The 24,662-nt window shown below is 62.3% G+C and carries 24 protein-coding genes; 12 read left to right on the top strand and 12 right to left on the bottom strand.

Annotation, left to right across the window (positions count from 1 at the left end; translation table 11 throughout):
* The first annotated feature begins 61 nt into the window (after positions 1 to 61).
* The 3 genes from yddG (at position 62) to ACOWVD_RS06205 (ending at position 2,545) form a co-directional block, all read left to right on the top strand.
* Positions 62 to 955 carry an aromatic amino acid DMT transporter YddG gene (gene yddG, locus ACOWVD_RS06215; protein WP_021505526.1) on the top strand — a complete coding sequence of 298 codons (894 nt, stop codon included), beginning with the start codon at positions 62 to 64 and terminating at the stop codon, positions 953 to 955.
* A 73-nt stretch (positions 956 to 1,028) separates the two neighbouring features.
* Complete coding sequence (locus ACOWVD_RS06210; protein ID WP_004941292.1) at positions 1,029 to 1,301, top strand: hypothetical protein; 273 nt, start codon at positions 1,029 to 1,031, stop codon at positions 1,299 to 1,301.
* A 362-nt stretch (positions 1,302 to 1,663) separates the two neighbouring features.
* Positions 1,664 to 2,545, top strand: coding sequence for a nucleoside-specific channel-forming protein Tsx (locus tag ACOWVD_RS06205; protein WP_004941293.1), 882 nt, complete (start codon positions 1,664 to 1,666; stop codon positions 2,543 to 2,545).
* 55 nt (positions 2,546 to 2,600) lie between these two features.
* On the opposite strand, the gene ACOWVD_RS06200 is transcribed toward ACOWVD_RS06205, so the two are convergent.
* Positions 2,601 to 2,780: a hypothetical protein gene (locus tag ACOWVD_RS06200; protein WP_031300509.1), complete on the bottom strand. Its 180-nt coding sequence runs from the start codon at positions 2,778 to 2,780 to the stop codon at positions 2,601 to 2,603.
* A gap of 442 nt (positions 2,781 to 3,222) precedes the next feature.
* Here ACOWVD_RS06200 and ACOWVD_RS06195 point away from each other — a divergent pair, with 442 nt between their 5' ends.
* Both ACOWVD_RS06195 and ACOWVD_RS06190 read left to right on the top strand, forming a co-directional pair.
* Positions 3,223 to 3,735 (top strand): anti-virulence regulator CigR family protein, encoded by a 513-nt coding sequence (locus ACOWVD_RS06195; protein ID WP_048323073.1) that lies wholly within the window; start codon positions 3,223 to 3,225, stop codon positions 3,733 to 3,735.
* Positions 3,736 to 3,849: 114 nt separating this feature from the next.
* Positions 3,850 to 4,380, top strand: a complete 531-nt coding sequence (locus tag ACOWVD_RS06190; protein WP_197763784.1) for a chorismate mutase — start codon at positions 3,850 to 3,852, stop codon at positions 4,378 to 4,380.
* Positions 4,381 to 4,383: 3 nt separating this feature from the next.
* Here ACOWVD_RS06190 and ACOWVD_RS06185 read toward each other — a convergent pair whose 3' ends face one another.
* The 4 genes from ACOWVD_RS06185 to hutC all read right to left on the bottom strand — a co-directional run bounded on the left by ACOWVD_RS06185 (position 4,384) and on the right by hutC (position 9,093).
* Positions 4,384 to 5,919: a serine hydrolase domain-containing protein gene (locus ACOWVD_RS06185; protein ID WP_421105503.1), complete on the bottom strand. Its 1,536-nt coding sequence runs from the start codon at positions 5,917 to 5,919 to the stop codon at positions 4,384 to 4,386.
* A gap of 237 nt (positions 5,920 to 6,156) precedes the next feature.
* Positions 6,157 to 6,960 (bottom strand): N-formylglutamate deformylase, encoded by an 804-nt coding sequence (gene hutG / locus ACOWVD_RS06180; RefSeq protein ID WP_004941302.1) that lies wholly within the window; start codon positions 6,958 to 6,960, stop codon positions 6,157 to 6,159.
* Positions 6,957 to 8,180, bottom strand: coding sequence for an imidazolonepropionase (gene hutI / locus ACOWVD_RS06175; protein ID WP_048323079.1), 1,224 nt, complete (start codon positions 8,178 to 8,180; stop codon positions 6,957 to 6,959). The genes hutG and hutI overlap by 4 nt, the downstream gene beginning before the upstream one ends.
* A 157-nt stretch (positions 8,181 to 8,337) precedes the next feature.
* Positions 8,338 to 9,093 carry a histidine utilization repressor gene (gene hutC / locus ACOWVD_RS06170; RefSeq protein WP_015377644.1) on the bottom strand — a complete coding sequence of 252 codons (756 nt, stop codon included), beginning with the start codon at positions 9,091 to 9,093 and terminating at the stop codon, positions 8,338 to 8,340.
* 181 nt (positions 9,094 to 9,274) lie between these two features.
* On the opposite strand from hutC, the gene ACOWVD_RS06165 reads away from it, so the two are divergent.
* From ACOWVD_RS06165 to ACOWVD_RS06155, 3 genes are all read left to right on the top strand, one after another.
* Positions 9,275 to 10,645, top strand: coding sequence for a formimidoylglutamate deiminase (locus ACOWVD_RS06165; RefSeq protein ID WP_004941307.1), 1,371 nt, complete (start codon positions 9,275 to 9,277; stop codon positions 10,643 to 10,645).
* Positions 10,645 to 11,208 carry a HutD family protein gene (locus tag ACOWVD_RS06160; protein WP_049239799.1) on the top strand — a complete coding sequence of 188 codons (564 nt, stop codon included), beginning with the start codon at positions 10,645 to 10,647 and terminating at the stop codon, positions 11,206 to 11,208. The genes ACOWVD_RS06165 and ACOWVD_RS06160 overlap by 1 nt, the downstream gene beginning before the upstream one ends.
* A gap of 69 nt (positions 11,209 to 11,277) precedes the next feature.
* Positions 11,278 to 12,279: a LacI family DNA-binding transcriptional regulator gene (locus tag ACOWVD_RS06155; RefSeq protein WP_049239800.1), complete on the top strand. Its 1,002-nt coding sequence runs from the start codon at positions 11,278 to 11,280 to the stop codon at positions 12,277 to 12,279.
* 41 nt (positions 12,280 to 12,320) lie between these two features.
* Here the strand turns inward: ACOWVD_RS06155 and ACOWVD_RS06150 are convergent, their stop codons facing one another.
* From ACOWVD_RS06150 to ACOWVD_RS06140, 3 genes are all read right to left on the bottom strand, one after another.
* On the bottom strand, positions 12,321 to 13,763 hold the full coding sequence (locus ACOWVD_RS06150) for a glycoside hydrolase family 32 protein (RefSeq protein WP_049239801.1): 1,443 nt from the start codon (positions 13,761 to 13,763) through the stop codon (positions 12,321 to 12,323).
* Positions 13,760 to 15,019, bottom strand: a complete 1,260-nt coding sequence (locus ACOWVD_RS06145) for an MFS transporter (RefSeq protein ID WP_049239802.1) — start codon at positions 15,017 to 15,019, stop codon at positions 13,760 to 13,762. The genes ACOWVD_RS06150 and ACOWVD_RS06145 overlap by 4 nt, the downstream gene beginning before the upstream one ends.
* A 161-nt stretch (positions 15,020 to 15,180) precedes the next feature.
* Positions 15,181 to 16,122, bottom strand: coding sequence for a LysR family transcriptional regulator (locus tag ACOWVD_RS06140; protein ID WP_033645932.1), 942 nt, complete (start codon positions 16,120 to 16,122; stop codon positions 15,181 to 15,183).
* Positions 16,123 to 16,229: 107 nt separating this feature from the next.
* Here ACOWVD_RS06140 and ACOWVD_RS06135 point away from each other — a divergent pair, with 107 nt between their 5' ends.
* Positions 16,230 to 17,441 (top strand): MFS transporter, encoded by a 1,212-nt coding sequence (locus tag ACOWVD_RS06135; RefSeq protein WP_421105502.1) that lies wholly within the window; start codon positions 16,230 to 16,232, stop codon positions 17,439 to 17,441.
* 28 nt (positions 17,442 to 17,469) lie between these two features.
* Here ACOWVD_RS06135 and ACOWVD_RS06130 read toward each other — a convergent pair whose 3' ends face one another.
* From ACOWVD_RS06130 to ACOWVD_RS06120, 3 genes are all read right to left on the bottom strand, one after another.
* On the bottom strand, positions 17,470 to 18,774 hold the full coding sequence (locus ACOWVD_RS06130) for an MFS transporter (protein ID WP_049186031.1): 1,305 nt from the start codon (positions 18,772 to 18,774) through the stop codon (positions 17,470 to 17,472).
* Between the two features lie 90 nt (positions 18,775 to 18,864).
* Complete coding sequence (locus tag ACOWVD_RS06125; protein ID WP_049239804.1) at positions 18,865 to 19,251, bottom strand: GFA family protein; 387 nt, start codon at positions 19,249 to 19,251, stop codon at positions 18,865 to 18,867.
* A gap of 83 nt (positions 19,252 to 19,334) precedes the next feature.
* Positions 19,335 to 20,033, bottom strand: coding sequence for a DAPG hydrolase family protein (locus tag ACOWVD_RS06120; RefSeq protein WP_049239805.1), 699 nt, complete (start codon positions 20,031 to 20,033; stop codon positions 19,335 to 19,337).
* 93 nt (positions 20,034 to 20,126) lie between these two features.
* Between ACOWVD_RS06120 and ACOWVD_RS06115 the strand changes: the two genes are divergently transcribed.
* The 3 genes from ACOWVD_RS06115 to ACOWVD_RS06105 all read left to right on the top strand — a co-directional run bounded on the left by ACOWVD_RS06115 (position 20,127) and on the right by ACOWVD_RS06105 (position 22,954).
* Positions 20,127 to 20,792, top strand: a complete 666-nt coding sequence (locus tag ACOWVD_RS06115) for a TetR/AcrR family transcriptional regulator (protein ID WP_004941327.1) — start codon at positions 20,127 to 20,129, stop codon at positions 20,790 to 20,792.
* 60 nt (positions 20,793 to 20,852) lie between these two features.
* Positions 20,853 to 21,764, top strand: a complete 912-nt coding sequence (locus ACOWVD_RS06110) for a LysR family transcriptional regulator (RefSeq protein WP_004941330.1) — start codon at positions 20,853 to 20,855, stop codon at positions 21,762 to 21,764.
* Between the two features lie 167 nt (positions 21,765 to 21,931).
* Positions 21,932 to 22,954 (top strand): alcohol dehydrogenase catalytic domain-containing protein, encoded by a 1,023-nt coding sequence (locus ACOWVD_RS06105; RefSeq protein WP_152903389.1) that lies wholly within the window; start codon positions 21,932 to 21,934, stop codon positions 22,952 to 22,954.
* Positions 22,955 to 23,009: 55 nt separating this feature from the next.
* Here the strand turns inward: ACOWVD_RS06105 and pckA are convergent, their stop codons facing one another.
* A complete protein-coding gene (gene pckA, locus ACOWVD_RS06100; RefSeq protein WP_421105501.1) occupies positions 23,010 to 24,629 on the bottom strand; it encodes a phosphoenolpyruvate carboxykinase (ATP) in 1,620 nt (539 codons plus the stop codon).
* Positions 24,630 to 24,662 lie beyond the last annotated feature (33 nt).

Here is a 24,662-nt window from a genome sequence, read left to right as displayed (position 1 = left end):
TTTGGCGCGTGCGGCAGTAGAGTGAAAAAACTGATAAAAAATAACCTATTGGACCTGCCTTATGCCCGCTTTGCCCTTGCGTACCCGCGCCACGTTGCTCGGTTTGTTGGCCATCGTGCTGTGGAGCAGCGTCGTCGGCCTGATCCGCAGCGTCAGCGAAGGGCTGGGGCCGATCGGCGGCGCGGCGATGATCTACAGCGTCAGCGCGGTGTTTTTGCTGGTGGCGCTCGGCGTGCCGAAATGGCGCAGCTTTCCGCGGCCTTATCTCATCGTCGGCAGCCTGCTGTTCGTCAGTTACGAGATCTGCCTGTCGCTGTCGCTCGGCTACGCCAACACCCGCCTGCAGGCGATAGAAGTGGGCATGATCAACTACCTGTGGCCCTGTTTCACCGTGCTGATGGCGTTGGTGCTTAACGGCCAAAGAGCGAAATGGTGGCTGCTGCCGGGGCTGCTGCTGTCGCTGTTCGGCATCGGTTGGATCATGAGCGGCGAGGGCGGCTGGTCGCCGGCGCAGATGCTGGCCAACGTGCGCAGCAACCCGCTCAGCTACGCGCTGGCCTTCAGCGGTGCGGTGATCTGGGCGCTGTATTGCAACCTGACCAAGAAGATCGCCCAGGGCAGCAACGGCGTGGTGCTGTTCATCGTGCTGACCGCGCTGGCGCTGTGGCTGAAGTATGCCTTCAGCGCGGAAAGCGGCATGCAGTTCAGCCTCGGCGTGACCGTAACGCTGCTGTGCGCCGGGGTGGCGATGGGGGCGGGGTATGCCGCCTGGAACGTCGGCATCTTGCACGGCAACATGACGCTGCTGGCCACCGTCTCCTATTTTACCCCGGTGCTGTCGGCGGTGTTCGCCGCGTTGGTGTTGCACACCTCGCTGACCGTCAATTTCTGGCAGGGCGTGGCGATGGTCACTCTCGGTTCGCTGATCTGTTGGCGGGCAACTCGCGGAAATTAACGGAAATTATCCGCTGTCGTCGCAATGTTGAACTAGAATTTAACTAGCCATGTTGCCTGAAGGAACGACGACGATGAGAAGCGACATTCAATTTATTCAACAGCCTGAAATCGACGTGCATCACTATGAGCGCGGCGATACCGTTCGCCTGACCACGGCGAATTTGCGACATGAATATCAGCTCGACGTTTATATTTTGCGTCGCGACGACAAGTTGATTTACGGCTCGGTCGTCGCGGCGGCGCCCAAGACCGATATTCCGGTCGCCAGTTGGGAGGTGAAAAACGGCGAAGAGGTGGCGTTCCGCCAGGAAAACATCGCCAAAGCGGTGCCGGCGGTGAACTGATTTCATGCTCCGCACTTTCTCCTGATTCTGATGAAGGCCGACGCTGGCGCGTCGGCTTTTTCTTTTCCAGGGCGTGATCACGCCCTGATGTCATTTGGCTCAAAAACTGCGCTAAAAAACGCGGTGCATGACAAAAATCACAGCGAATGTGAATTTGCATGAAACATAATTTGACAAATGTGAACGCAATCGATTACCTATTCGCGAAATGCGTAACTGGATCACAGATTCTTACAGTCAGTGGTTTCTATAATGCGCGCGTCATCCGAGTTTCTGTGTGAAGACAACGCCAGGTGTCGGCAGACTCATTGTCATCTTTTCTAAACGGGCAGGAAATGGCCCTTTAAGCATGTGGTAATAAAATGAAAAAAATAGCTCTCGCAGCAGGTGTACTGCTCGCAGCGTCTTACAGTGCATCATCAATGGCTGATAGCAAAGACAGTCAATATGTCTCCGACTGGTGGCACCAGAGCGTCAACGTGGTGGGCAGCTACCACACCCGCTTCGGGCCGCAGCTGAATAACGACGTGTATCTCGAATACGAAGCCTTCGCCAAGAAAGACTGGTTCGATTTCTACGGTTACGTTGACGTGCCGAAATTCTTCGGCGTAGGCAATACCCCGGATCGCGGCATCTGGGACAAAGGCTCCCCACTGTTTATGGAGATTGAACCACGTTTCTCCATCGACAAACTGACCGGCACCGATCTGAGCTTCGGTCCGTTCAAAGAGTGGTACTTCGCCAACAACTACATCTATGATCTGGGCCACAACGCCGACGGCCGTCAAAACACCTGGTACATGGGTCTGGGCACCGATATCGACACCGGTCTGCCGATGAGCCTGTCGATGAACATCTATGCCAAATACCAGTGGGAAAACTACCAGGCCGCCAACGAGAACAGCTGGGACGGTTACCGCTTCAAGGTGAAATACTTCGTGCCGCTGACCCAGGTGTGGGGCGGCAACCTGAGCTACATCGGCTTCACCAACTTCGACTTCGGCTCCGATCTGGGCAAGGACAGCCATTGGGTTGACGGCACCGGCAAACAGGTGCGCACCAGCAACTCTATCGCCTCCAGCCATATTTTGGCGCTGAACTACGATCACTGGCACTATTCTTTCGTGGCGCGTTATTTCCATAACGGCGGTCAGTGGCAGGATGGCGCGGATATCGGCACCCCGCAGGGCCCGATCAAGTCTACCGGTTGGGGTTATTACCTCGTGGTCGGCTATAACTTCTGATTTTCCGTGCTATCAGAAACAGAAAACCCCGCCTGGCGGGGTTTTTTTTTCGTCATCACTGGGCTTGTTCAACCGGGAGATGCTTCACCGGCATAAACAGTCTGCCTTTGATCACGTGACATTCATTATTTATCCAACTAATGATTTGTTCACGGCTGACGCCTTCCGACTGCGCGTACTGATGAAGATCGCCGTTAAAGTGCCGAGTGATGTATTCCATGAGGGTCATTTGCACGTCTTTTGCTCCTGAACGCCCACCCGTTGCCAGCCTGGCCACCGCGGGAGGTTGAGGTTTCTCAGACAGCGAATGTAAATTATCGGCAACGAAATCTCAACATAAAGCACCAGATTGGGGCGACAGCGGCGGGAAAAAGAATCCCGCACGGAGAGGCGGGAAATGTTCGCTATTATCATTATGGATGATAAGAATAAGATTTGAGGTGCGACGAAAAAGAGCACGCTAACTCTTTTTTGTTACCTTCCCACGCTAGCGCAAGGCTTATTTTTCTTCAAGAAAAATCTGAGACAAGCATCGGCATTTTCGAGGCATTTTGCGTTAAAACAAGAGAGTGGCGCGAATGCCGTAAAACCGCACTGTCATCTCGGAGTTTTCCTTATACTTTGTCTGGAAAAGGCCAGCTATAGTCAACAGAGTCACCCATGCAGGAATACACAACATGAACAAACGTCGTACGACTCTCACGGTGTTGGCGCTGATTGCATCGCTGGGGTTGTCATCCGCCCCGGCCTTGGCCGACAAAGGCGGCAATGGTAACGGCAACGGAAACGGCCATGGCAACAGCGGCAATCACGGCAATAACGGTAACCATGGCAACAACGGTAACAACGGTAACAACGGCAATCACGGCAACAAAGGCAATAAAGATAAAGGCGGCTATAGGAACGACGATAATCTGGTATCAGTCAGCCTCTCGCGCGACCGCGCCCGTTCGCTGGCGCACAACTATGGCCTGACCGGCTACAGCTCGCTGCCACCGGGCATCGCCAAAAATCTGGCGCGCGGTAAACCGCTGCCGCCGGGCATCGCCAAAAAAGTGGTGCCTTACTCGATGCTGCGTGAGTTGCCGCAGTACCCGGGTTATGAGTGGCGTATCGCCGGCGACGATCTGGTGCTGGTCGCACTCAGCACCGCGATTGTGGCCTCCGTGATCAATGGCGTTTTCGACTAACGTTTGTCGAGCGTTATCGGGCCTCGCTGCGGCGGGGCCTTTTTATTTGCCAGCGCGGGGCGGACGTGGTGAACTTTGGGCCTTACGTTTTCACTGCATCATAAGGGAGGCGCCATGTTCAGGGCGTTATTGATAGCGTGTTGCCTGACCAGTTTTCCGGCGTTGGCGGGCGGCGGCGCCGCCATCGGCGAGCTGGTGAACCAACGGCTGTCGTTGATGAAAGACGTGGCCGGTTACAAGGCGCAGCAGCATTTGCCGATCGAAGATCTGGCGCAGGAGGCGAAGGTGTTGGCCCGCGCGCAGGCGGAGGCGGGGCGTTTGGGGCTGGAGCCGGCGTCGGTACGGCCTTTTATCGCCGCGCAGATGGACGCCGCCAAGGCGATTCAGTACCGCTATCGCGCCGACTGGTTGGCGAACCCGGGATCCGGCTGGGAGCCGCGCCCGTTGGCGCAGGTGCGCCCGCAGATCGCGCAACTGAGCAGCCAGATATTGCAACGGTTGGCGGAGCGGCTGCGTGCCGGCCCGCTCGGCGAGGCGGATCGGGCGGCGTTTATGGCGTCGGTGGATCAGGTGAATCTCAGCGACGCCGACAAACGGCGGCTGGCGGATGCGCTGCTGGCGGTCAAAACCGGCAGCGCACGCTGAGCGTCAGTCGCGGCCGACGGTGCTGCGGCGGAAGGTCAGCATCCGGCTGCGGTTGGCGATGAGATCCACGTTGTAACCGCGGAAATAGAGGCAAAAGCGTTTTAACCACGGGCCGTCCTGGCACTCCACCAGCATGCGGCCCTGGCCGAGCGGGCTGAGCGTGCCGGTCTGCGCCGCCGGGCCGACGCCGATATGCACCCGATTGCCGCGAATTTCAAAGGCGGTGCGATAGTGCGGGTGATACCACAGCCCCTGCACATGCTTCAGGCAGTCGCCGTTGGCCGTGACCGGCAGGAAACGGCGCGCCACATGCCCGACTTCGCCCTCGATCGCTTCACCGGTCCATTTCAATTTGATCGGCATATGGGCGGACAGCGACACCGCGTACCCATCCTCGCCCTGATACAGCGGCTCACCGCTGCCCAGATAGGCCAGATTGCCGTCTTTGACCTCCAGCCAGTGCGGCTCGGCCAGGGTGGCATAGAGGCCATCGGGGATCGCCGCGCTGCGCTGCGGCAACGGTTCGCCCAGCAGCGTCGCCATCACCTGCAGGGCCATGCCGAAGCTGTCGCAGTCTTCGCGGTTGGCCACCAGCGCGACGCCGGCCTGACGGTCGGGCGCCAGCAGGAAATAGGTTTTGTAACCGGCGTGGGAACCGCCGTGGCCGAGCAAGCGGCGGCGGCCCAGCGGGGTTTGCGCCAGACCCAGGCCATAGGCGCTGAGTTGGCCCTGATTAAGGCGGCGCGGTGCGCCGAGTTGCGCCAGCACGCCCTGGCCGGGGCTCTCGTCGGCCAGCAGCGTCTGCAACCAGCGGGTGAGGGCGTTGAGGCTGCCGGTCAGGCTGCCGGAGGCGGAAAGGTGCAGGCCGGCGCTGGCGTGTTGCCAGCCCTGCGGCGCACGCCAGTAACCCGGCACCAACCCCGGCACCACGTCGAACCAGCTTTCCGGCGCCCGCATCTGCACCTGCAGCGGCCGGGCGATGTGCTGTTGCACCAGTTGGTCGAAATCATACCCTTTGCTGCGCAGCGCGGCCTCCAGCAGCCGATAGCCGGTATTGCTGTAGGCGATCTCGCTGCCGGCTTCGTAGTTCAATTTCTCCAGACCCTCGACAAACTGCATCACCGGCTGCGCCTCGCTGACGGCGTGCAGCGAGATGCCCAGCAGGCCGAGCGTCTCGCGCACGTCGGGCAGGCCGCCGGTCATGTCCAGCGCCTGGCCGACGGTAACGTCCGCCAACGCGGGCTGTAGGGCGGGGAGCAGTTCACCCAGGCGTTGCTCCAGCCGAATGGCGCGCTCGGTGGCGTTCAGCGCCAGCGCGGCGAAGATATGCTTGGTCACTGAGGCATAACGCACCACGCTGTCGGCGGTGAAGGGGGTGTTCTGCGCCAGATCGGCCAGGCCGGCGCAGGCGGTGGCGCGGCGTTGTTGGGCGTCAAACAGGGTGATGGCGCCGCCGGGTTCGCCATGCCGTTGCCAGCCGGCCAGCAGTTGTTCGGCCAAAGCGCCGGCAGCGCGCCAGTTTAACGGTGTTACAGACATAGGGCCTCCAGAGAGTATTCGAAATGGGCCTGCTCGGCCACACGCCGCCCGGCGCTGAGCGCGGGCTTTTGGGCTGATTGTGGCGCAGTGCGTTTTTCGTCGGCCGCCGTTTTGTGCGCTGTTTGGACCAGCTAGCGGGGAATCACGCGAAACTTTGATATAGCGCGCAGATTGCTGCTGGCGTTGCGGTTAGAGGCAGGAGAAAAACAGGCGCCCGGCGGCGCCTGTAAAGGGGGATCAATTCAGTCTGGCGGCACCGTCCAACAGGCTTTCAATCATCTGCTTGAGCAGGCGCTGCAGCGAGGCGGCGCGCTGGGGCTCGAACGCAAAAGGATACTGTTCGGACATGTAGTTGACCTGCGCCAGTTCGAGCTGGATCGCATGCTGTTGCTGCTGCGGTTGACCATAGGCGCGGGTGATATAACCGCCCTTGAAGCGGCCATTCAGCACGTGGGTGTACTGCTGTTGCTGCTCGCAGCAGGCGACCAGCCGATCGCTCAGCGCCTGGGCGCAGCTTTCACCGCCGTTGGTGCCGAGATTGAGATCCGGCAGCTGGCCGTCGAACAGCCGCGGGATCACCGAGGCGATCGAGTGCGCGTCGAACAGCAGCGCATAGCCGTGGCGCGCTTTGAGGCGCGCCAGTTCGTTCTGCAGCTGCTGATGATAAGGTTGCCAAATTTGCTGCAGGTAGAGGGCGCGTTCTTCGTCCGTCGGCGCTTTGCCCGGCAGGAAGCTTGGGCGGCCGTCGAACAGCACGTCGGGATACAGGCCGGTGGTGGCGGTGGTGTACAGCGGCTTGTCGTCCGCCGGGCGGTTCAAATCGATGACGAAGCGCGAATAGTTGCCGACCAGTACGCTGGCGCCCATCGCCCGGGCGAAGTCGTACAGCTGCGGAATGTGCCAGTCGGTATCGGGCAGCGGGCGAGCGTCGTCGGTCAGCCCGGCTTCGACCGCCGGCGTCAGTTGTGTGCCGGCGTGCGGGATGCTGATCAGCAGCGGCAGGCTGCCGGTCTGGAAGCTAAAAGGATCGCGAATGGTCATTGACGTACTTCTCCTCGGAAAATCACCGTACAGGGCAGCTGGCCGCCCAACCAATAAGCCAGTTCCGCCGGCCGCGACAGCGGCCAGTGAACGAAGTCCGCCACCTTGCCGGTTTCCAGCGTGCCGTGGCTGTGTTGCAGCCCCAGCGCTTTGGCGGCGTGGGTGGTGACGCCCGCGAGCGCCTCTTCCGGCGTCAGGCGGAACAGCGTGCAGGCCATGTTGATCATCAGGCGCAGCGACAGTGCCGGCGACGTGCCGGGGTTGGCGTCGCTGGCGATCGCCATCGCCACGTGGTGTTTGCGGAACAGCGCTACCGGCGGGCATTGGGTTTCACGCAGCAGGTAGTAAGCGCCCGGCAGCAGCACCGCCACGGTGCCGGCGTCGCCCATGGCGCGGGCGTCTTGCTCGGTAGCGTATTCGAGATGGTCGGCGGAGAGCGCGTGATGGCGCGCCGCCAGCGTGCTGCCGCCGAGGGCGGAGAGCTGTTCGGCGTGCAGTTTGACCGGCAGACCGGCGGCTTCGGCGGCGGCGAAGACGCGCTCCACCTGCGCCGGTGAGAACGCCAGATGCTCGCAGAAGGCGTCGACCGCATCCGCCAGACCGGCGGCCGCCGCCTGCGGGATGATGGTGTCGCAGACCAGATTGATGTAGTCGTCGGCGCGGTTGGCGTATTCCGGCGGCAGCGCATGGGCCGCCAGACAGGTGGTTTTCACCTCGACCGGCAGCAGCTCGCCCAACTTGCGCGCCACCCGCAGCATTTTCAGTTCGCTCTCCGGGCTGAGGCCATAGCCGGATTTGATCTCCACGCAGGTGACGCCTTCCGCCAGCAGCGGCCGCAGGCGGAACAGCGCCTGCTCCAGCAGCAACGCTTCGTCGGCCTCGCGGGTGGCTTTCACGGTGGAGATGATGCCGCCACCTTGCGCGGCGATGTCGGCGTAGCTCACGCCGTTCAGCCGCTGTTCGAACTCGCCGCTGCGGTTGCCGCCGAACACCAGGTGCGTGTGGCAGTCAACAAAGCCGGGGGTGATGATGCCGCCGTCGAACTTCACCGTTTCGTCCGCGATAAGATCGGGCGGCAGCGCCGCATGTTCGCCAATCCAGACAATCTTGCCGTCGCGTACGGCGATCGCGCCGTCGGTCAGGGTGTGATATTTGCCGTCGCGCATGGTGACGATATCGGCGCCGTGCCACAGGCTGTCACAGTGGATCTCAGACGTCATTGCTTTCCTCCGCCGGAGCCGCAGCTCCCACATGGTTGTATATACAATTAAAAACAACCTAACGCATTCACCGGGATGTCACAAGAGGCGGGCGAGATTTTGTTATCAGGATGTGATCGACAGCGGAGATGCGGGCGCAGGGCGCGCCCGCCGGGGTTCAGACTTCGCTGGTGAAGCGGCCGAACAGCTGATAGCGGCTGCCGGGGTACAGCAACCGCGCCGAGGTCACCACGGTTTTGCCGGACCAGGTGCGGCGATGGATCAGCAGGCCGGGTTCGTGATCCTCCAGCTGCAGCAGCTCGCGCTCCCGCCGGGTGGGGATCACCGCTTCGACGATGTGTTCGCCGGCGGTCAGCGGCGCGGCCTGCGTCAGGTAGGTGTAAGGGGTGACGCGGTCGAAATCCTGCTTCAGGTAATCCGGCGCCACCAGCGGGTTGACGCAGCGGTCTTCCACCTGCACCGGCACGTCGTTTTCGTAATGCACGATCTGGGAGTAGAACAGCCGTTGGCCGGGCTGAATGCCCAGCGCCGTCGCTTCTTCCTCGCTGGCCGGGCGGGCCTTCAGCTCGAGGATTTTACTGCTGTGGCGATGACCGCGCGCGGCGATCTCATCGGCGATGTTGTGCACTTCCAGCAGTGCGGTATGCGCCTTGGCTTCGGCGACGAAGGTGCCGACGCCCTGCATGCGGATCAAAAAACCTTCGCTGGTCAGCTCGCGCAGCGCGCGGTTGATGGTCATGCGGCTGACGCCCAGTTCCGCCACCAGTTCACTTTCGGAGGGCACGCGCTGGTGCGGTTGCCAGTGCCCCGCACGGATTTGATTCACGATCGCCTGTTTGACCCGTTGGTAGATCGGGGCGGGGGCATCGCTCATTGCAGCCGCCAGTTGTAACACGGTCTGTTGTTCAGCCACGACGTTAACCTCGTCAAATAAAAAAATAATAACACCAGTTTACTGTTGATGTCGGCGTATGTATATGTATATACAACTAGTGGCCGTCGCGCCAGAAACTTGCCGGCGGCCGCCAAAAAATTCCTGAATGCGCGCCATCGCCGCGCCTCATTCACCGTTACATCAACCGTGGAATACTGCCATGCCTGCTTATTTTGCCCCACGCGCTTTGCTCCCTGAGGGCTGGGCGCATAACGTCCGGCTGGACGTCGATGCGCAAGGTTACCTGACTCAAGTTACCGCCGACGCTGAACCGCAAGGCTGCACCCGGCTGCACGGCGACGCGGTGCCGGGCATGCCGAACCTGCACTCCCACGCTTTCCAGCGCGCGATGGCGGGGCTGGCGGAAGTGGCGGGCAACCCGCAGGACAGTTTCTGGACCTGGCGCGATCTGATGTACCGCCTGGTGCAGCGCCTGACGCCGGAGCAGGTGGAGGTGGTCGCCCGTCAACTGTATATCGAAATGCTCAAGGGCGGATACACCCAGGTGGCCGAATTCCACTACCTGCATCACGACGCCGACGGCAAGCCTTACGCCGATCGCGGTGAGATGACCGGCCGGCTCAGCGAGGCGGCGCATCAGGCCGGCATCGGCATGACGATGCTGCCGGTGCTGTACAGCTACGCCGGTTTCGGCGCGCAGCCGGCCCAGCCGGGGCAGAAACGTTTTATCCAGGACACCGAAAGCTATCTGCATCAGCAGCAGGTGATTGCCCGCCAGCTGGCGGATCGCCCGTTGCAGAATCAGGGGCTGTGCTTCCACTCGCTGCGTGCGGTGGAGCTGGGGCAGATGCAGCAGATTTTGGCCGCGTCGGATCGCACCTTGCCGGTGCATATTCATATCGCCGAGCAGCAAAAAGAGGTGAACGATTGCCTGGCGTGGAGCGGGCAGCGCCCGGTGGCCTGGCTGTATGACCATCTGCCGGTGGATCAGCGCTGGTGTCTGGTGCACGCCACCCATCTGGATCGCGACGAGCTGGAAGCGCTGGCGCGCAGCCGCGCGGTGGCCGGCCTGTGTCTGACCACCGAAGCCAACCTCGGCGACGGTATTTTCCCCGGCGACGCGTACCTGCAGCAGCAGGGGCGCTGGGGCATCGGTTCCGACAGCCACGTTTCGCTCAACGTGGTGGAAGAGCTGCGCTGGTTTGAATACGGCCAGCGGCTGCGCGATCAGCGTCGCAATCGCCTGACGACGCCGGAACAGTCGGCGGTGGGCGATGTGCTGTACTCGCAGGCGCTGCAGGGCGGCGCGCAGGCATGCGGCGCGCCGATCGGTCGGCTGCAGAGCGGCTATCGCGCCGACTGGCTGGTGCTGGACGGCGACGATCCGTATCTGGCGGCGGCGCCGGACGCCTCGATCCTTAACCGCTGGCTGTTCGCCGGCGGCAAAGAGCAAATTCGCGACGTATTCGTCGGTGGCCGGCAGGTGATCGAGCAGGGACGGCACGCGCTGCAGCAGCAGAGCAGCGCCGAGTTCCTGCAGGTGCTGAAAACCTTTCAGCAGGAGGCGTAATGGGCCTGACCCGTTTTAACTTTGCCGCGCTGCCGGTCAGCCCGTGGCGCAACGGCGGTGGGGAAACCCGCGAAATCGTCAGCTGGCCGCCGGGTGCGCAGGATTTTGACTGGCGCGCCAGCATCGCCACCATCGCGCAGAACGGGCCGTTTTCCGCTTTTGCGGGCATCGATCGTTCGATCACCCTGCTGGAAGGCGACGGCGTGCGGCTGTTCAGCGCTGGGCATATCGACCATCAGTTGGCGCGCGTCGGGGAGCCGTTCGCGTTTTCCGGCGACGTGGCGCTGGAAGCGACGCTGCTGGGCGGCGCCAGTCAGGATTTCAACATCATGACGCGCCGCGGCCGGCAGGCGGCCGAGGTGCGGCGCAGCACGGCGCCCGTCATCCTGCTACCCAACCGGGCGGGCGTGCTGTATGTGCTGAGCGGGGTCTGGTCGCTGCCGGGGGGCGGCGAGCTGCGGGCGCGCGAAGGCGTCTGGTGGGCGGCGCAGGCGGTGAGCGGCGAGGTGAAGCCGCTGACGGCCGACGGCGCTATTCTGTGGGCGGACATCACAGCCTGCTAACGCGGAGTAGAGTCCTGCGCCTGGTTATGGGATTATTCACTTTTCCTCATTAATCATAAAGAAGGGCGCATGGCTTCGCTGAAAGACGTCGCAAAACTTGCCGGAGTCTCGTTGATGACGGTGTCCCGCGCCATCAATGAGCCCGGCAAGCTGCGGCCGGAAACCTATCGGCGCGTCAAACAGGCTATCGACCAATTGGACTATGTGCCGGATCTGTCGGCGCGGCGTATTCGTGGTGACGGAAATCGCGTACAGACGCTCGGCGTGCTGGCGCTGGACACCGCCACGACGCCGTTCTCGGTGGACATGATCCTGTCGATTGAAAAAACCGCGCGCGAGCACGGCTGGAACAGCTTCGTCGTCAATCTGTTTGCCGACGACAACGCCGAACAGACCGTCGATCTGCTGCTGGCGCATCGCCCGGACGGCGTGATCTTCACCACCATGGGGCTGCGTCAGGTGGATGTGCCGGCCAAACTGCTGGACAAAAGGCTGGTGCTGGCCAACTGCGTCAGCCCGGCGCATGCGATCGCCAGCTACATTCCTGATGACGAGCAAGGCCAGTATGACGCGATGCGCACGCTGATCGCCAAAGGCTATCGTTCGCCGCTGTGCATACATTTACCGGCGGATACGCTGGCGGCGGGGCTGCGCCGCCGCGGTCTGGAGCGCGCCTGGCGCGATGCAGGGCGCGATGTTGAACAGCTGCGGCAGTATCATCTCGATCTGAGCGGCGGCGATCAAGGCTATCGCGACTGCGTCGCGCTGCTGGCGCGGCATTTCTCTGCCGGCCGGCGCGATTGCGATGTCGTGGTATGCGGGAACGATCGGATAGCCTTTCTGGTTTATCAGGTATTGCTGGCGCAAGGATGGCGGATACCGCAACAGGTGGCGGTGCTGGGCTACGACAACATGGTTGGCATCGGCGAGCTGTTCCTGCCGGCGTTGACGACGGTGCAATTGCCGCACTACGAGCTGGGCCGCCTTGCGGCGCTGCATGTGATCGAGCAGCGGGAACAGCGTGATACGGTGAAAGTGCCTTGCCCGCTGTTGGAGCGTGGTTCGCTGTAACCGCACCGGGTGCGTCGCTGCGCGCCCGGTGCTCATTCCCACTACCCCCAGATGCTAGCCAGCCGCCATCCTGTGATGGGCTCGAACTCTGCCCGTCCGCCCTCGGCAAACAGGCTGAGGCGGCGATCCCCCTCCGTCGGATAAATGCGGCTGGTCAGGCAGGCCAATCCCTGATTAATGAAAATCTCCAGCGATGAACGGTCGATAAAGATCCGCAGCGACAGGATGTCACCCTCCGGCAGCGGCACGCTGCGGCAGGTGTTCAGGGCGGGGTTTTCATGAAAACGTTCCAGTACCAGTCGGTGCGCCTGATTATCGACGAACAGCCGCGCCGCACTCCCAATGGCCAGCCCGTAACGCTCGGCGTCGTTGTCGGCCGGTCGCAATGTCAGAGTGAGTTCCTGCACATCGTTCGCCAGCGGCAAATGCTGATTGGTCAGCGTCTGCGCCAAAAACGAGTGCGATTCTCGGCGCAGCGCCGCCAGTTCACGCGCCGGGTTCATGCGAACGCTGCCGTCGGCGGCCAGCGTCAGCTCACGCGGCAGGGTGAGGGCGCCGGCCCAACGGTGCGCTTTGCTGGGCATCGGTGATTCCCACATATCCATCCAGGCAAACAGCAGCCGACGGCCGTCGGCGGCGGTGAAGGTCTGCGGCGCATAGAAATCGTGGCCGGCATCCAGCTCGCAGAAGGGTTGGGTCACCCTGAAGTCGCTGTCAGGTCGCCAGTGGCCGAGCAGATAGCCGCTCTGGAAGCGATTGCGGTAGCGGTAGCCCTGTGCCGCCAGGCCCTGCGGCGAGAACAGCAGCAGGTGTTGTTCCCCCAGCGGGAAGAAATCCGGGCATTCCCACATATACCCTTGATGCGCCGTTTGCGCGCCGGCCAGCACCCGATCGAAGCGCCAGGCGCGCAGGTCTGCAGAACGGTACAGGCGTACCTGGCCCAGGCCGTTTTCTTTAGCGCCGACCACCAGCCACCATTCGCCGTTCTCGCGCCAGACTTTCGGATCGCGGAAATGCTGAACGCCGTCCGGCGGGGCCAGCACCGGCCCGTGCTTGACGAAGCGTATGCCATCTTCGCTGGTGGCCAGACATTGCACTTCCCGCACCTGGCTGTCGTCGCCGGGCTCGCCCAGCCACACGTGGCCGGTATAAATCAGCGTCAGCACGCCGTTGTTATCCACGGCGCAGCCGGAAAAGCAACCATCTTGGTCATAGGGCGCATCGGGTGCCAGGGCGATGGGCTGGTGCTGCCAGCGGATCAGATCGCGGCTGGTCGCGTGCCCCCAGTGCATGGGCCCCCAGTGTTCGCTGTAGGGGTGATGCTGGAAGAAGGCATGATAGACGCCGTCAATACATATCAGACCGTTGGGATCGTTGATCCAGCCGGCGGGCGGCGCGAGATGGAACTGCGGGTAGTAATCATCTCGGCGCTCTGCGCGCAGGGCCTCGACCGCATGGTCGGCTTGAGCTAAGGCAGTGTTCATTGGACAGACTCACTTGATTTAATGGCGGATGGAAAGGGCGCTGCCGTGGCGGAACGTTCGCCGCGCAGCAGGAAACAGGAAACAAGCGTCGTGGCGGCGACCGCGCAGCCCATCAGCAGATAGGTGTCGGCAAAGCCGATGCGGTCATAACCGTAGCCCGCCAGCGGCGACAGGAAGCTGGCCATCACCTGGGTGGTGAACTGAAACCCCACCAGGTACAGCGTGGAGGAGAGGCGGCTGTCGAAGCGGCTGGCGATGTATTTGAAGATAGCGATCAGCAGGATCGGCAGCTCTACGGCGTGCAGCAGTTTCATGGCGGAGATCATCAAGGCGCCGCTGACCAAGCCGGAGCCGAACATGCGCAGCGCCATCACGCTGCCCGCCAGCAACAGCCCCTGCTTGGCGCCGATGCGGTTCACCAACAGCGGAGCCAGAAACATACCGCCGGCTTCGAGGAAGACCTGCAGCGAGTTGAGAAAACCGTACATCTCGTTGCCCTGTTCGCGTGACGCGAACTGTGAGGCGAAGTAGACCGAAAATTGCTGATCGAAAACGTTGTATACGCTGATGCCGAGCACAAACACCACCAACGCCCAGAATCCCGGCATGCGCAGCAGCGCCAGCGCGTCCTGCAGCCGCAGGTTCTCCGGTTTGCCAAACGCCAGGCCGGCCATGGCGTTCGGCTTCAGCTCGCGCACCTGGCTGAGCAGCACCAGGAATACCACGGCGGCGGCGGAGGCCAGCCAGAAATTGATGTTCGGATCGATATTGAAGATAAAACCGGCCAGAAAGGTGGCGCTGGCCCAGCCGAGCGAGCCCCACATGCGGGCGCGGCCGAATTCGAAACCGCTGATGCGGCTGACGCGCTCGGTATAAGATTCCAGCGCGCCGATGCCGGCGAAGAAGGTGGCGCCGATGAACAACCCGCCGACCAACGCACCCAGAGGCAGGCTGCTCGCCAGCAGCGGGGCGTAAACGTAGATAAAGAACGGGCCGGTCAGCAGCAGCATCACGCCGAGAAACTGCAGCAGGTGCTTGCGCAGCCCAAGTTTGTCCTGAATAAAACCGTACAGCGGCTGTGCGCACAGCGCCACCAGCGAGATAGCGGAGAAGATCAGGCCGGTCTCGGCGCCTTTCAGGCCGATCTTCTGATTCAGCCAGAGTGAGATCAGTGAAAAGCTGGAAGACCAGGTGAAGAAAAAGAAGAACAGCAGGCCGCTGAGCAGCATGTAATATTTTTTCGTTTCGCGGTTCATGGATAAGGTCCCGGTGAGTGAAATCAGCTTTATTGTTAACGTTAACTCGCGAAGGGATGAAGCTGTCCGATATCACACATGCGATGTTAATCACAAAAGTTAACGTTAACATTATTGATTTGTGATGTTTCTCACGCAGAGACGCGGATTAACGAGCGTGGTTACTCATCCTGCGGGGGGACATGAAACGGCGGTGATTGGCTGGCGGCCGCAAAGCGGGCGATCAAGAAATCCAACAGCAGGCGCACGCGCGGCGGCTGATAGGGCGAGCGGCGAAACACGGCGTAGATCCCGGCTTCATGCGGGGTGAAGTCGGGAAGAATGACTTTCAGACGCCCGCTGCGGATATCGTCCGCCGCATCCCAGATGGTTTTACGCGCGATGCCGTGCCCCGCTAAAGCCCACTGGCGCGCCAGTGCGCCGTCATTGGTCTCCCAGGCGCTCTCCAGCGGCACCGTGTGGCTCCAGGCCTGGCCGTCCAGGGAGAAATGGAACGTATTCAGCGGGCCGGCTGCGGTCACCAGTACGATAAAACGATGGCCGGTGAGATCGGCCGGCGTGCGCGGCTCGCCATATTGCGCCAGATACGCCGGAGAGGCGCACAGCACGCGTCGGCTGGCGGCCAGGCGCCGCGCGATGAGCGTTTCTTCGCGCGGCGCGCCGAAACGAATGGCGATATCCAGATCGTCCTGCAGCAGGTTGGATAGGGAGTCCGACAGTGTCAGCGCGATCTGCAGCCGGGGGTGTTCGGCGCAAAATTCTTCAATCCACTGATTGAGAAGGTTGCGCCCGAAATCGGCGGAGGCCGAGAGGCGAAGTTTACCGCACACGCCGCTTTGGCTGGCCTGCAGAGCCGCCTCGCCGTCGGCAATCGCCTGCAACGCGAGGGTGCAGTGTTGCAGATAAATGCGCCCTTCTTCAGTGAGACGCAGGCGGCGAGTGGTGCGATCGAAGAGTTTACTGTGCAGCGCCGCTTCCAGCTTGAACAACCGCGCGCTGGCGGCGGCGGGGGAAAGGCCAAGTTTGCGGCCGGCGGCAGAAAGGCTGCCCGATGCCGCCGCTTCGGCAAATAAACGCATGTCGCCCAGTCTGTCCGTTGCCATTTTTATCAATCTGGATTTGAAAATAATTCAAATGGTAGGCCAATTATCAATCCGTATGCAAGGTGAGACGCTGATGACTCTGCAATTGACCATGGGAGTTGTTGGTAATGAATGTTCACTCTGTTTCCACCGATAGCGATAATGCGCATGGCGCGCTGCCGCCGCTGAAAGCATTGCTGGCGCTGACGATGAGCAGCTTCATCGCGACCGCTAATGAGACTGTGCCGGCCGGCATGCTGCCGCAGATAGCCCGAGGCATGAGCATCAGCGAGGCGTGGGCGGGGCAAATGGTGACGTTGTGCGCGCTGGGCGCCGGGGCGGCGGCGATCCCGCTGACGTTGGCGCTGGGCGGGTGGCCGCGTCGCCGACTGCTGCTGTTGGCGATCGGCATCTTTTTGATCTGCAACGCGGTGACGGCGTTGTCACCCTGTTTTGGCGTGACGCTGGGGGCGCGCTTTTTGGTCGGCATCGCTACCGGGGTGACGTGGAGTCTGCTCGCGGGTTACGCGCGCCGCCTGGCCATCGTCTCACTGCAAGGGCGGGCGATGGCGATCGCCATGCTGGGGATCCCGCTGGCGTTGGCGTTGGGCGTACCGATGAGCGCCTGGCTTGGCGAACTGTTGGATTGGCGCTGGATTTTTGCCGTGCTGGCGAGCTTGAGCGCGTTGCTGCTAGTGTGGATCCGGCTGACGCTGCCCGAATTTTACGGTCGCCGAACGCCAGGCAATGCGCGTTTGCGCGAGGTTTTCTGTCTTCCCGGCGTGCGGCCGATCCTTGCCGTATTGGCGTGTTGGATCCTGGCTCATTACACGCTGTATGCCTATCTTGCGCCCTATCTTGCCGCGCGCGGCCTGGCGGCCAGGGTGGATTTGGCGCTGTTGGCGTTCGGCATCGCCGCCGTTGCGGGCATTGCGCTGACCGGCTTATGGGTGGATCGCTGGCTGCGTGCGCTGGTGCTGTTCAGCCTGGCGGCCTTCGCGTTGGTGGCGCTGGCGTTTGGCGTGAACGGTTTGCCCGCCGGGGCGGTTTACGTTGGCATGGCGGCATGGGGATTGAGTTTCGGCGGTGCGCCAACGCTGTTGCAGACATCACTGGCGGATGCAGCGGGTGAGCATGCCGATCTCGCCCAGTCGCTGCTGGTCACTTTCTTTAATCTGGCTTTTGCCGTCAGCGGCGCGTTGGGCGGAATTCTGCTGGCAAACGTCGGCGCTAACGCCATACCGTGGATGGCTTTTGTCCTGTTGCTGGTGGGGTGGAGCATTGCCTGGAGCAGTGCAAAGCGCGGCTTCAGCGCCGAACGCCGCGCCGCGGCGCGCTGAGGGGGCGGTGTCGCCCCCTGTAGCGAGATTAACGTTCGTTCAGCGAACGCAGGTGATCGTCACGGCGCAGCGTCATCAGCGCAAACAGGCTGACCACCGACGTGGCGACCACGTAGTAGGCGGGAATATCGATATTGCCGGTCTGTTTGATGAGGCCGGTGATAATCAACCCGGCCGAGCCGGAAAACACCGCATTGGAAAGTGAGTAAGCCAGCCCCAAACCGGTATAACGCACCCGGGTCGGGAACATCTCCGCCAGCATCGCCGGGCCGGGACCGGCCAGTAGGCCGACTACGGCGCCGGCGATCAGCACCGCCAGCCCTTTGACCCACAGTGAACTCTGCGCATCCTGCAACAGGTGCAGCAGCGGAAAGGTGAACAGGATCACCGCCGCCACCGCCGTCAGCATCACCGTTTTTCGTCCCAGCCTGTCGCTGATGATGCCCGCCGGCAGAATGGTCAGGGCGAAACCGACGTTGGCCAGCACCGTCGCCACCAGCGCCTGTTGGAAGGTGGCGTGCAGCGAGGTTTGCAAATAGGAAGGCATCACCACCAGGAAGGTATAACCGGCGGCCGACCAACCCATCATGCGGCCGATGCCGATCAGAATGGTTTTCACCACGCCGCCCAGCTTCGCTTCCGGCGGTGGGGCGGCGTGTTCCGCACGTTGCTGCGCCTGGGTGAACGTGGGCGTTTCCTCGAGCTTGAGCCGCAGCCACAGCGCCACGGCGCCCATCGGCAGCGCCAGCAGGAAGGGAATACGCCAGCCCCAGTCATGCAGCTGCTGTGCGCTGAGCAGCGCGGCCAGCAGCGCCACCAGTCCGGCGCCGGCCAACAGGCCGAGCGCGACGGTCAGCGATTGCCAGGCGCCGAACAGCCCGCGCTTGCCCTTGGGAGCAAACTCGGTCATCAGCGATACCGCGCCGCCGAATTCGCCGCCGGCGAACAACCCCTGAAACATGCGCAGCAGCGTCAGCAGCAGTGGGGCGGCGACGCCGATCGAGGCGTAGGTCGGCATGACGCCGATCAGCGCGGTGGCCAGCGTCATCAGCAGCAGAACCGCAATCAGCGTCGGCCGGCGGCCGATGCGATCGCCGATGCGGCCGAAGATCACCGCGCCGATCGGTCGGCAGAAAAACGCCAGCGCAAAGGCGGCGTAGGTGAGGATCAGGCTGGTGATTTCATTTTCACCCTGCAGGGTGAAAAAATTGGCGGCGATAACGGTGGCCAGGAACCCGTATACGCCGAACTCATACCATTCGATAAAGTTGCCGACCGAGCCGGCCAGCAACGCCTGACGCGAGCGGCGCGCGTCGAGAGTCTGTTGATTCATCCCCGTTCCCATACTTTTGAATTATTGTTCATCTGTTCTAAATTTATACGACAAAACAATCAATTGATTTCAGCGGGAACTGTGAGGCGCTCAGCGCATGCCCTCGATGCGCCACCATCCGGGGCACACATCGGCGAAAGCGTGCGATACCGGGCTCAGCTCCGGCAGATCGGCGTGGTCGAAGCTGCCGGTGGCCAGCGCCACCGTCGGTTCGTCGTCTACCGCTCCCAGCGTGCTGCCGCAGCGCGGGCAAAAGGCGCGGCTGGAGTAGAGGGAGGAGCGGTACAGCGCGGGCATGCCGCCAGGGCCGTTCCACTCGACGGCCTGACGCGGGAATTCGACCCAACACAGCGTTGGCGCGCCGGAGTGGCGGCGGCAAAAATCGCAGGAACAGCTGTGCGGGTTGCCTGGCAGGCCGTGTGCCTGAAAGCGAATATGCCCGCACAGGCAGCCGCCGCTATAGCGTGGATTTTGCATGATTTCTCCGTCATCAGCGCGGGGGAAACGATGAAAATCACTATAGCCATATCGCGAAAAAATAACAGGCCTCCACAGGGCGATTACCAGAGCAACGGCGCCGGCTCACGGCCATTTTCGGCGTAGTACAGCGACGGCAGGAACTGCGCCAGATAGCTGAACTCGTTGTAGCAGTGGCGCATCAGGTTAAACCCGATGTCGTCCGCCAGTTCGTCGTGGGCGTTGGCGCAGGCTTTACCCAGCAGGAAGCGGCTGCGCAGCACGCATCCATAGGGCGTATCACGTACCAGATGCAGCATCTCGCCGTCACAGGGATCGCCGTTGTCATCCAACGCCACCTGATCGCCGAAGCCGACGCGCGCGCAAACGGCGGCGGAGATTGCCTGCGCGTCGCGCGCCTGGCGCAGCGGCTGCGGCGCGAAGAAGTCCTCGGCGGCGTGAAACTTGAGGCGCGCCGCAACCGGCGGCAGCTCCGCCAGCCATTCGACCGCTTCGATGCTGGCGCCGACGTAGCTTTCCCCTTTTTTCCAGTGGCGATCCCAGCCGCGATGTTCGACGTGATCGTGCGGGTGCCACCAGTTGATGTGCTGGGTGTTCTCGAAGAAGGTGAACCACCAGTCCAGCATGCGCCCTTTACAACCGTGCAGATCGGTTCGAACCGCTACGGTGAGCAGGCCGTCGGCGCTGCGGCTCAGCCCCATTTCCAGCCGCAGCGGCTCGGGCCTGAGCAACTCGTTGATATCGTTGACGCCCCAGGGCGCCAGCAGGGAAGGATGTGTCATAATGGGTTCCTGTTTTATTTTGGAAACGATATGCGTTTCCAAAATAAAGCTATGCCGTTATGCTGAGTCTGTCAACGCTTGTGAGGAACAATTATGGCGAACCTGAATGAAGAACCGCTGCGCGCTCGCGGCCGGCCTGCCACGCCGGAAACGGCGCTGCGCGCCGCGCTGACGCAGGCGACGCTGGCGCTGCTGCTCGACGGCGGATACGCCGCGGCAACGGTGGATGCGGTGGCGAAACGCGCCGGGGTAGCTAAAAAAACCCTGTATCGCTTTGCCGCCAATCGCGACGAACTGGTGGCGCAGGCGGTGAGCGGCTGGACCGAGGCGTTTCAGCCGGCCTTCGCCCAGGATGCCGGGGGGTGTGAGGCGGTGGCGCCGCTGTTGGAAAAAGGGCTGAAGGCGGTGGCGCAGCAGGTATTGAGTGCCGAAGCGGTGGGGATGTTTCGGCTGCTGCAAAGCGATTTCCCGGGGCGTGAGGCGCTGCTGGACAGCTACCAGCGCAACGGCATTCAGCGCGGGCGAGCGACGGTGGCGGATTGGCTGCGGCGCCAGCAGCAATACGGCTGGTTGCTTGCGCGCGACTGGGCGCAAACCAGCGATCTGCTGCTGGCGATGACCATCGCCGAACCGCTGCGCCAGATGACGTTGGGGCTGCTGCCGCCGGGCAGCGCGATCGACGAACGCATCGCGGCGGCGGTGGCGCTGGTGATGCCGGGGTTGCTGCGCGGCGAAAACGCGGATTGCGCCGCATTGTGAGCCGCATTCATCTGTGGCATGTTAATTGTTCAATTTATGTCACTATTTTGCGATGCCCCCATGAATGCTGCTTACCCGTTCAAACAGGGCGATCTGTTCGCCTTGACCGTTTTTCTGGCCGTCGCCACCCATCGCAGCTTTCACGCGGCGGCGGTGGAGCTGGAGGTGACGCCGTCGGCGGTCAGCCACTCGATAAAAAACCTGGAACAGCGGCTTGGGGTGAGGCTGTTCAACCGCACCACGCGCAGCGTGGCGCCGACCGAAGCGGGTGAGCGTTTGGCGGCGCAGCTGCGCCCGGCGCTGTCGTCTATTTCGCAGGCGCTGCACGAAGTGGATGAATGGCGCGCCACGCCGAGCGGCACCGTGCGCATCAACGCCAGCGAAGGGGCAGTCAGGCTGGTATTGCGTCCGTTGCTGGCTGATTTCCTGCGCGAGTACCCCCATATCCACCTGGATATCGTCTGCGACGGCAAGTTGAGCGATATCGTCGCCGAGGGGTTTGATGCCGGCATTCGGCTGGCGGAAGCCGTACCGCAGGACATGATCGCGATGCGCGTCAGCCCGCCCGTGCGTTTCGCCGCCATCGCCGCGCCCGGCTATTTCGCCGTCCATGGGCGCCCGGCGACGCCGCAGGATTTGCTGCGTCATAACTGCATCCGCTTTCGCTTCGACAGCGGCACGATTTACCGCTGGGAATTCGAACGTGATGGCGTGAGCGAGTCGATCGGCGTTACCGGCTCGCTGACGCTGACCGATCAGCCTCTGATGGTGGACGCCGCCATCGACGGTATCGGCATCGCTTTCGTTCCTGAACATTTGGCGCTGGAAGCGCTGCACGACGGGCGCCTTGAGCGCGCGCTGGACGCGTGGTGTCCGGCTTATCCGGGGCTGTGCCTCTATTACTCCGGCCATCGCCACGTGTCGGGCGCGCTGAAGGCGTTGATCGAGTATCTGCGCGCGGCGCAGTCCTGATGCGTTCGCGTTCTGCTTTTGGCTACGCCAATTAGTGAGCCGCCTTCATCTCCACAGTGAGGTTCGCCTGCATTGTTGCGGCGTGGAGCCTGCCTTACGCTCATGAGGAGACGCCGGGCAACCGCCGGGCGCCACCCTGCTGCGAGGAGTTGATGATGGATAAGAAGATGAAAGCGGTAGTTATGACCGGCGCCAACCGGCCCTGGGAAATCAGACAGGTGCCGATGCCCCGCACAGAGCCGGGCCAGGTTCTGGTCAAAGTGCACGCCTCGGGCATGTGTTATACCGACGTATGGGCGACGCAAGGATATGGCGGCGATATCTACCCGCAAACGCCCGGCCATGAAGTGGTGGGGGAAGTGGTTGAGGTAGGGGCCGGCGTGCATACGCGGCAGATTGGCGATCGCGTCGGCACCACCTGGGTGCAATCGGCCTGCGGCCGCTGCCCGTACTGCCGTGAGAATCGGCCGCTAACCGGGCAAACGGCGATGAACTGCCCGGCGCCGCGCACCACCGGTTTTGCCGCCCAGGGCGGCCACGCCGAGTATATCGCCATCGCCGCTGAAGGCACGGTGTTGCTGCCGGACGGGCTGTCTTACATCGACGCCGCGCCGATGATGTGTGCGGGGTATACCACCTGGAGCGGCCTGCGCGACGCGGCGCCGCTGCCGCATGAGACGGTGGCGGTGTTAGGCATTGGCGGGCTGGGGCACGTCGCGTTGCAACTGTCGAAAGCCTGCGGTTTCGATACCGTTGCCATCACCCACTCGCCGGACAAGCACGCGCTGGCGAAGCAACTGGGCGCCGATCGCATCGTCGCCTCCGGCCAGGCGCTGCGGGAGAACGGCGGCGCGGACATTCTGCTGGTGACCACCAATGACTTCGACTCCGCGCAGGAGGCGATGAGCGGCTTGCGGGTCGATGGCCGCGTGGTGCTGTGCGGGCTGGACTTCAGTAAACCGTTCGCGATCTCTTCCGAAGGTGTGCCGTTCCATATGATGCGTCAGCGGGTGATCGGATCGACCCACGGTGGGCAGCGCTACCTGAGTGAGGTGCTGAACCTGGCGGCGAAAGGCAAAGTGAAACCGATTGTCGAGACTTTCACGCTCGATCAAGCCAGGGAAGCTTATGAGCGGCTTGCCTCCGGCAACATGCGTTTTCGTGGGGTTTTCGTGCCGTCGGCGATGTGAGAAAGGGCCGACGGATCGGCCCTTGAGTGCAGGGGCGCTGCGGCGCCCCGACTTTTTACAGCTTCGGCCCGGCCTTCACCAACTTTTCGCCCGCCGGGGTGACGGTATATTTGGCGAAGTTGTCGATAAAGCGCTGCGCCAGATCCTGCGCCTTCTCCTGCCACAGCGATTCGTCGGCGTAGGTTTTGCGCGGATCGAGGATCGACGGATCGACGCCCGGCAGTGCGGTCGGCACGTTCAGCCCGAAGATCGGCAGCGTGAAGGTCTCGGCCTGCTCAATGTCGCCATTCAAGATGGCGTCGATGATGCCGCGCGTATCTTTGATCGAGATACGCTTGCCGCTGCCGTTCCAGCCGGTGTTCACCAGGTAAGCCTGGGCGCCGGCGGCCTCCATGCGTTTCACCAGCACTTCGGCGTACTGCGTCGGGTGCAGCGTCAGGAACGCGGCGCCGAAGCAGGCGGAGAAGGTCGGCGTCGGCGCGGTGATGCCGCGTTCGGTGCCGGCCAGCTTGGCGGTGAAGCCGGACAGGAAGTGGTATTGGGTCTGCTCCGGCGTCAGGCGCGATACCGGCGGCAGCACGCCGAAGGCGTCGGCGGTCAGGAAGATGATTTTGCGCGCGTGGCCGGCTTTGGACACCGGCTTGACGATGTTCTCGATGTGATAAATCGGGTAAGAGACGCGGGTGTTCTCGGTTTTGCTGGCGTCGTCGAAGTCGATGCTGCCGTCGGCCAGCACGGTGACGTTTTCGAGCAGCGCATCGCGGCGGATCGCCTGATAGATTTCCGGCTCCGCCTGCGGCGACAGCTTGATGGTTTTGGCGTAGCAGCCGCCTTCGAAGTTGAACACGCCGTCGTCATCCCAGCCGTGCTCGTCATCGCCGATCAGCTGACGCTTAGGATCGGTGGAGAGGGTGGTTTTGCCGGTGCCGGATAGGCCGAAGAATACCGCCACGTCACCTTGCTCGCCGACGTTGGCCGAGCAGTGCATCGACGCGATGCTCTGCAGCGGCAGCAGATAGTTCATGATCGAGAACAGGCCTTTCTTCATTTCGCCGCCATACCAGGTGCCGCCGATCAGCTGCATGCGCTCGGTCAGGTTGAAAGCGACGAAGTTTTCTGAGTGCAGCCCTTGCTGCTGCCAGTCCGGATTGGTGCATTTGGCGCCGTTCATCACCACGAAGTCCGGCTCGAAGTCAGCCAGCTCTTCGTCGCTCGGGCGGATAAACATGTTTTTCACGAAGTGCGCCTGCCAGGCCACCTCGGTGATGAAGCGCACTTTCAAACGCGTGTCGGCGTTGGCGCCGCAGAACGCGTCCACCACGAACAGACGCTTGCCGGAGAGCTGATTGCCCACCAGCGTCTTCAGATGCTGCCAGACTTCCGGCGAGAGCGGCTGGTTGTCGTTCTTGCCGGTGCCGTTGTCCGACCACCAGACGGTATCGCGCGTGGTGTCGTCGCGCACGATGTATTTGTCCTTCGGCGAACGGCCGGTAAATTCACCGGTCGCGACGTTGACCGCGCCCAGTTGGGTGAGGGTGCCGCGCTCCAGCGGCGGCAGGTTGGCGCGGGTCTCTTCGGCGAACAGCAATTCATAACTGGGGTTATAGACGATGTCGGCGGCCTGATGGATGCCGTAGCGAGCGAGGGTTTGTGGGGTAACAGCGCGTGAAGACATATTCTACTTCCTTATGAGTCATATTATGCCTCT

Origin of the sequence: Serratia sp. SA088 (assembly GCF_049065515.1) — a bacterium.
GTDB lineage: Bacteria > Pseudomonadota > Gammaproteobacteria > Enterobacterales > Enterobacteriaceae > Serratia > Serratia nematodiphila.
Note: the sequence above shows the minus strand (reverse complement) of the source record. Positions and strands in the feature narration are given on the sequence as shown.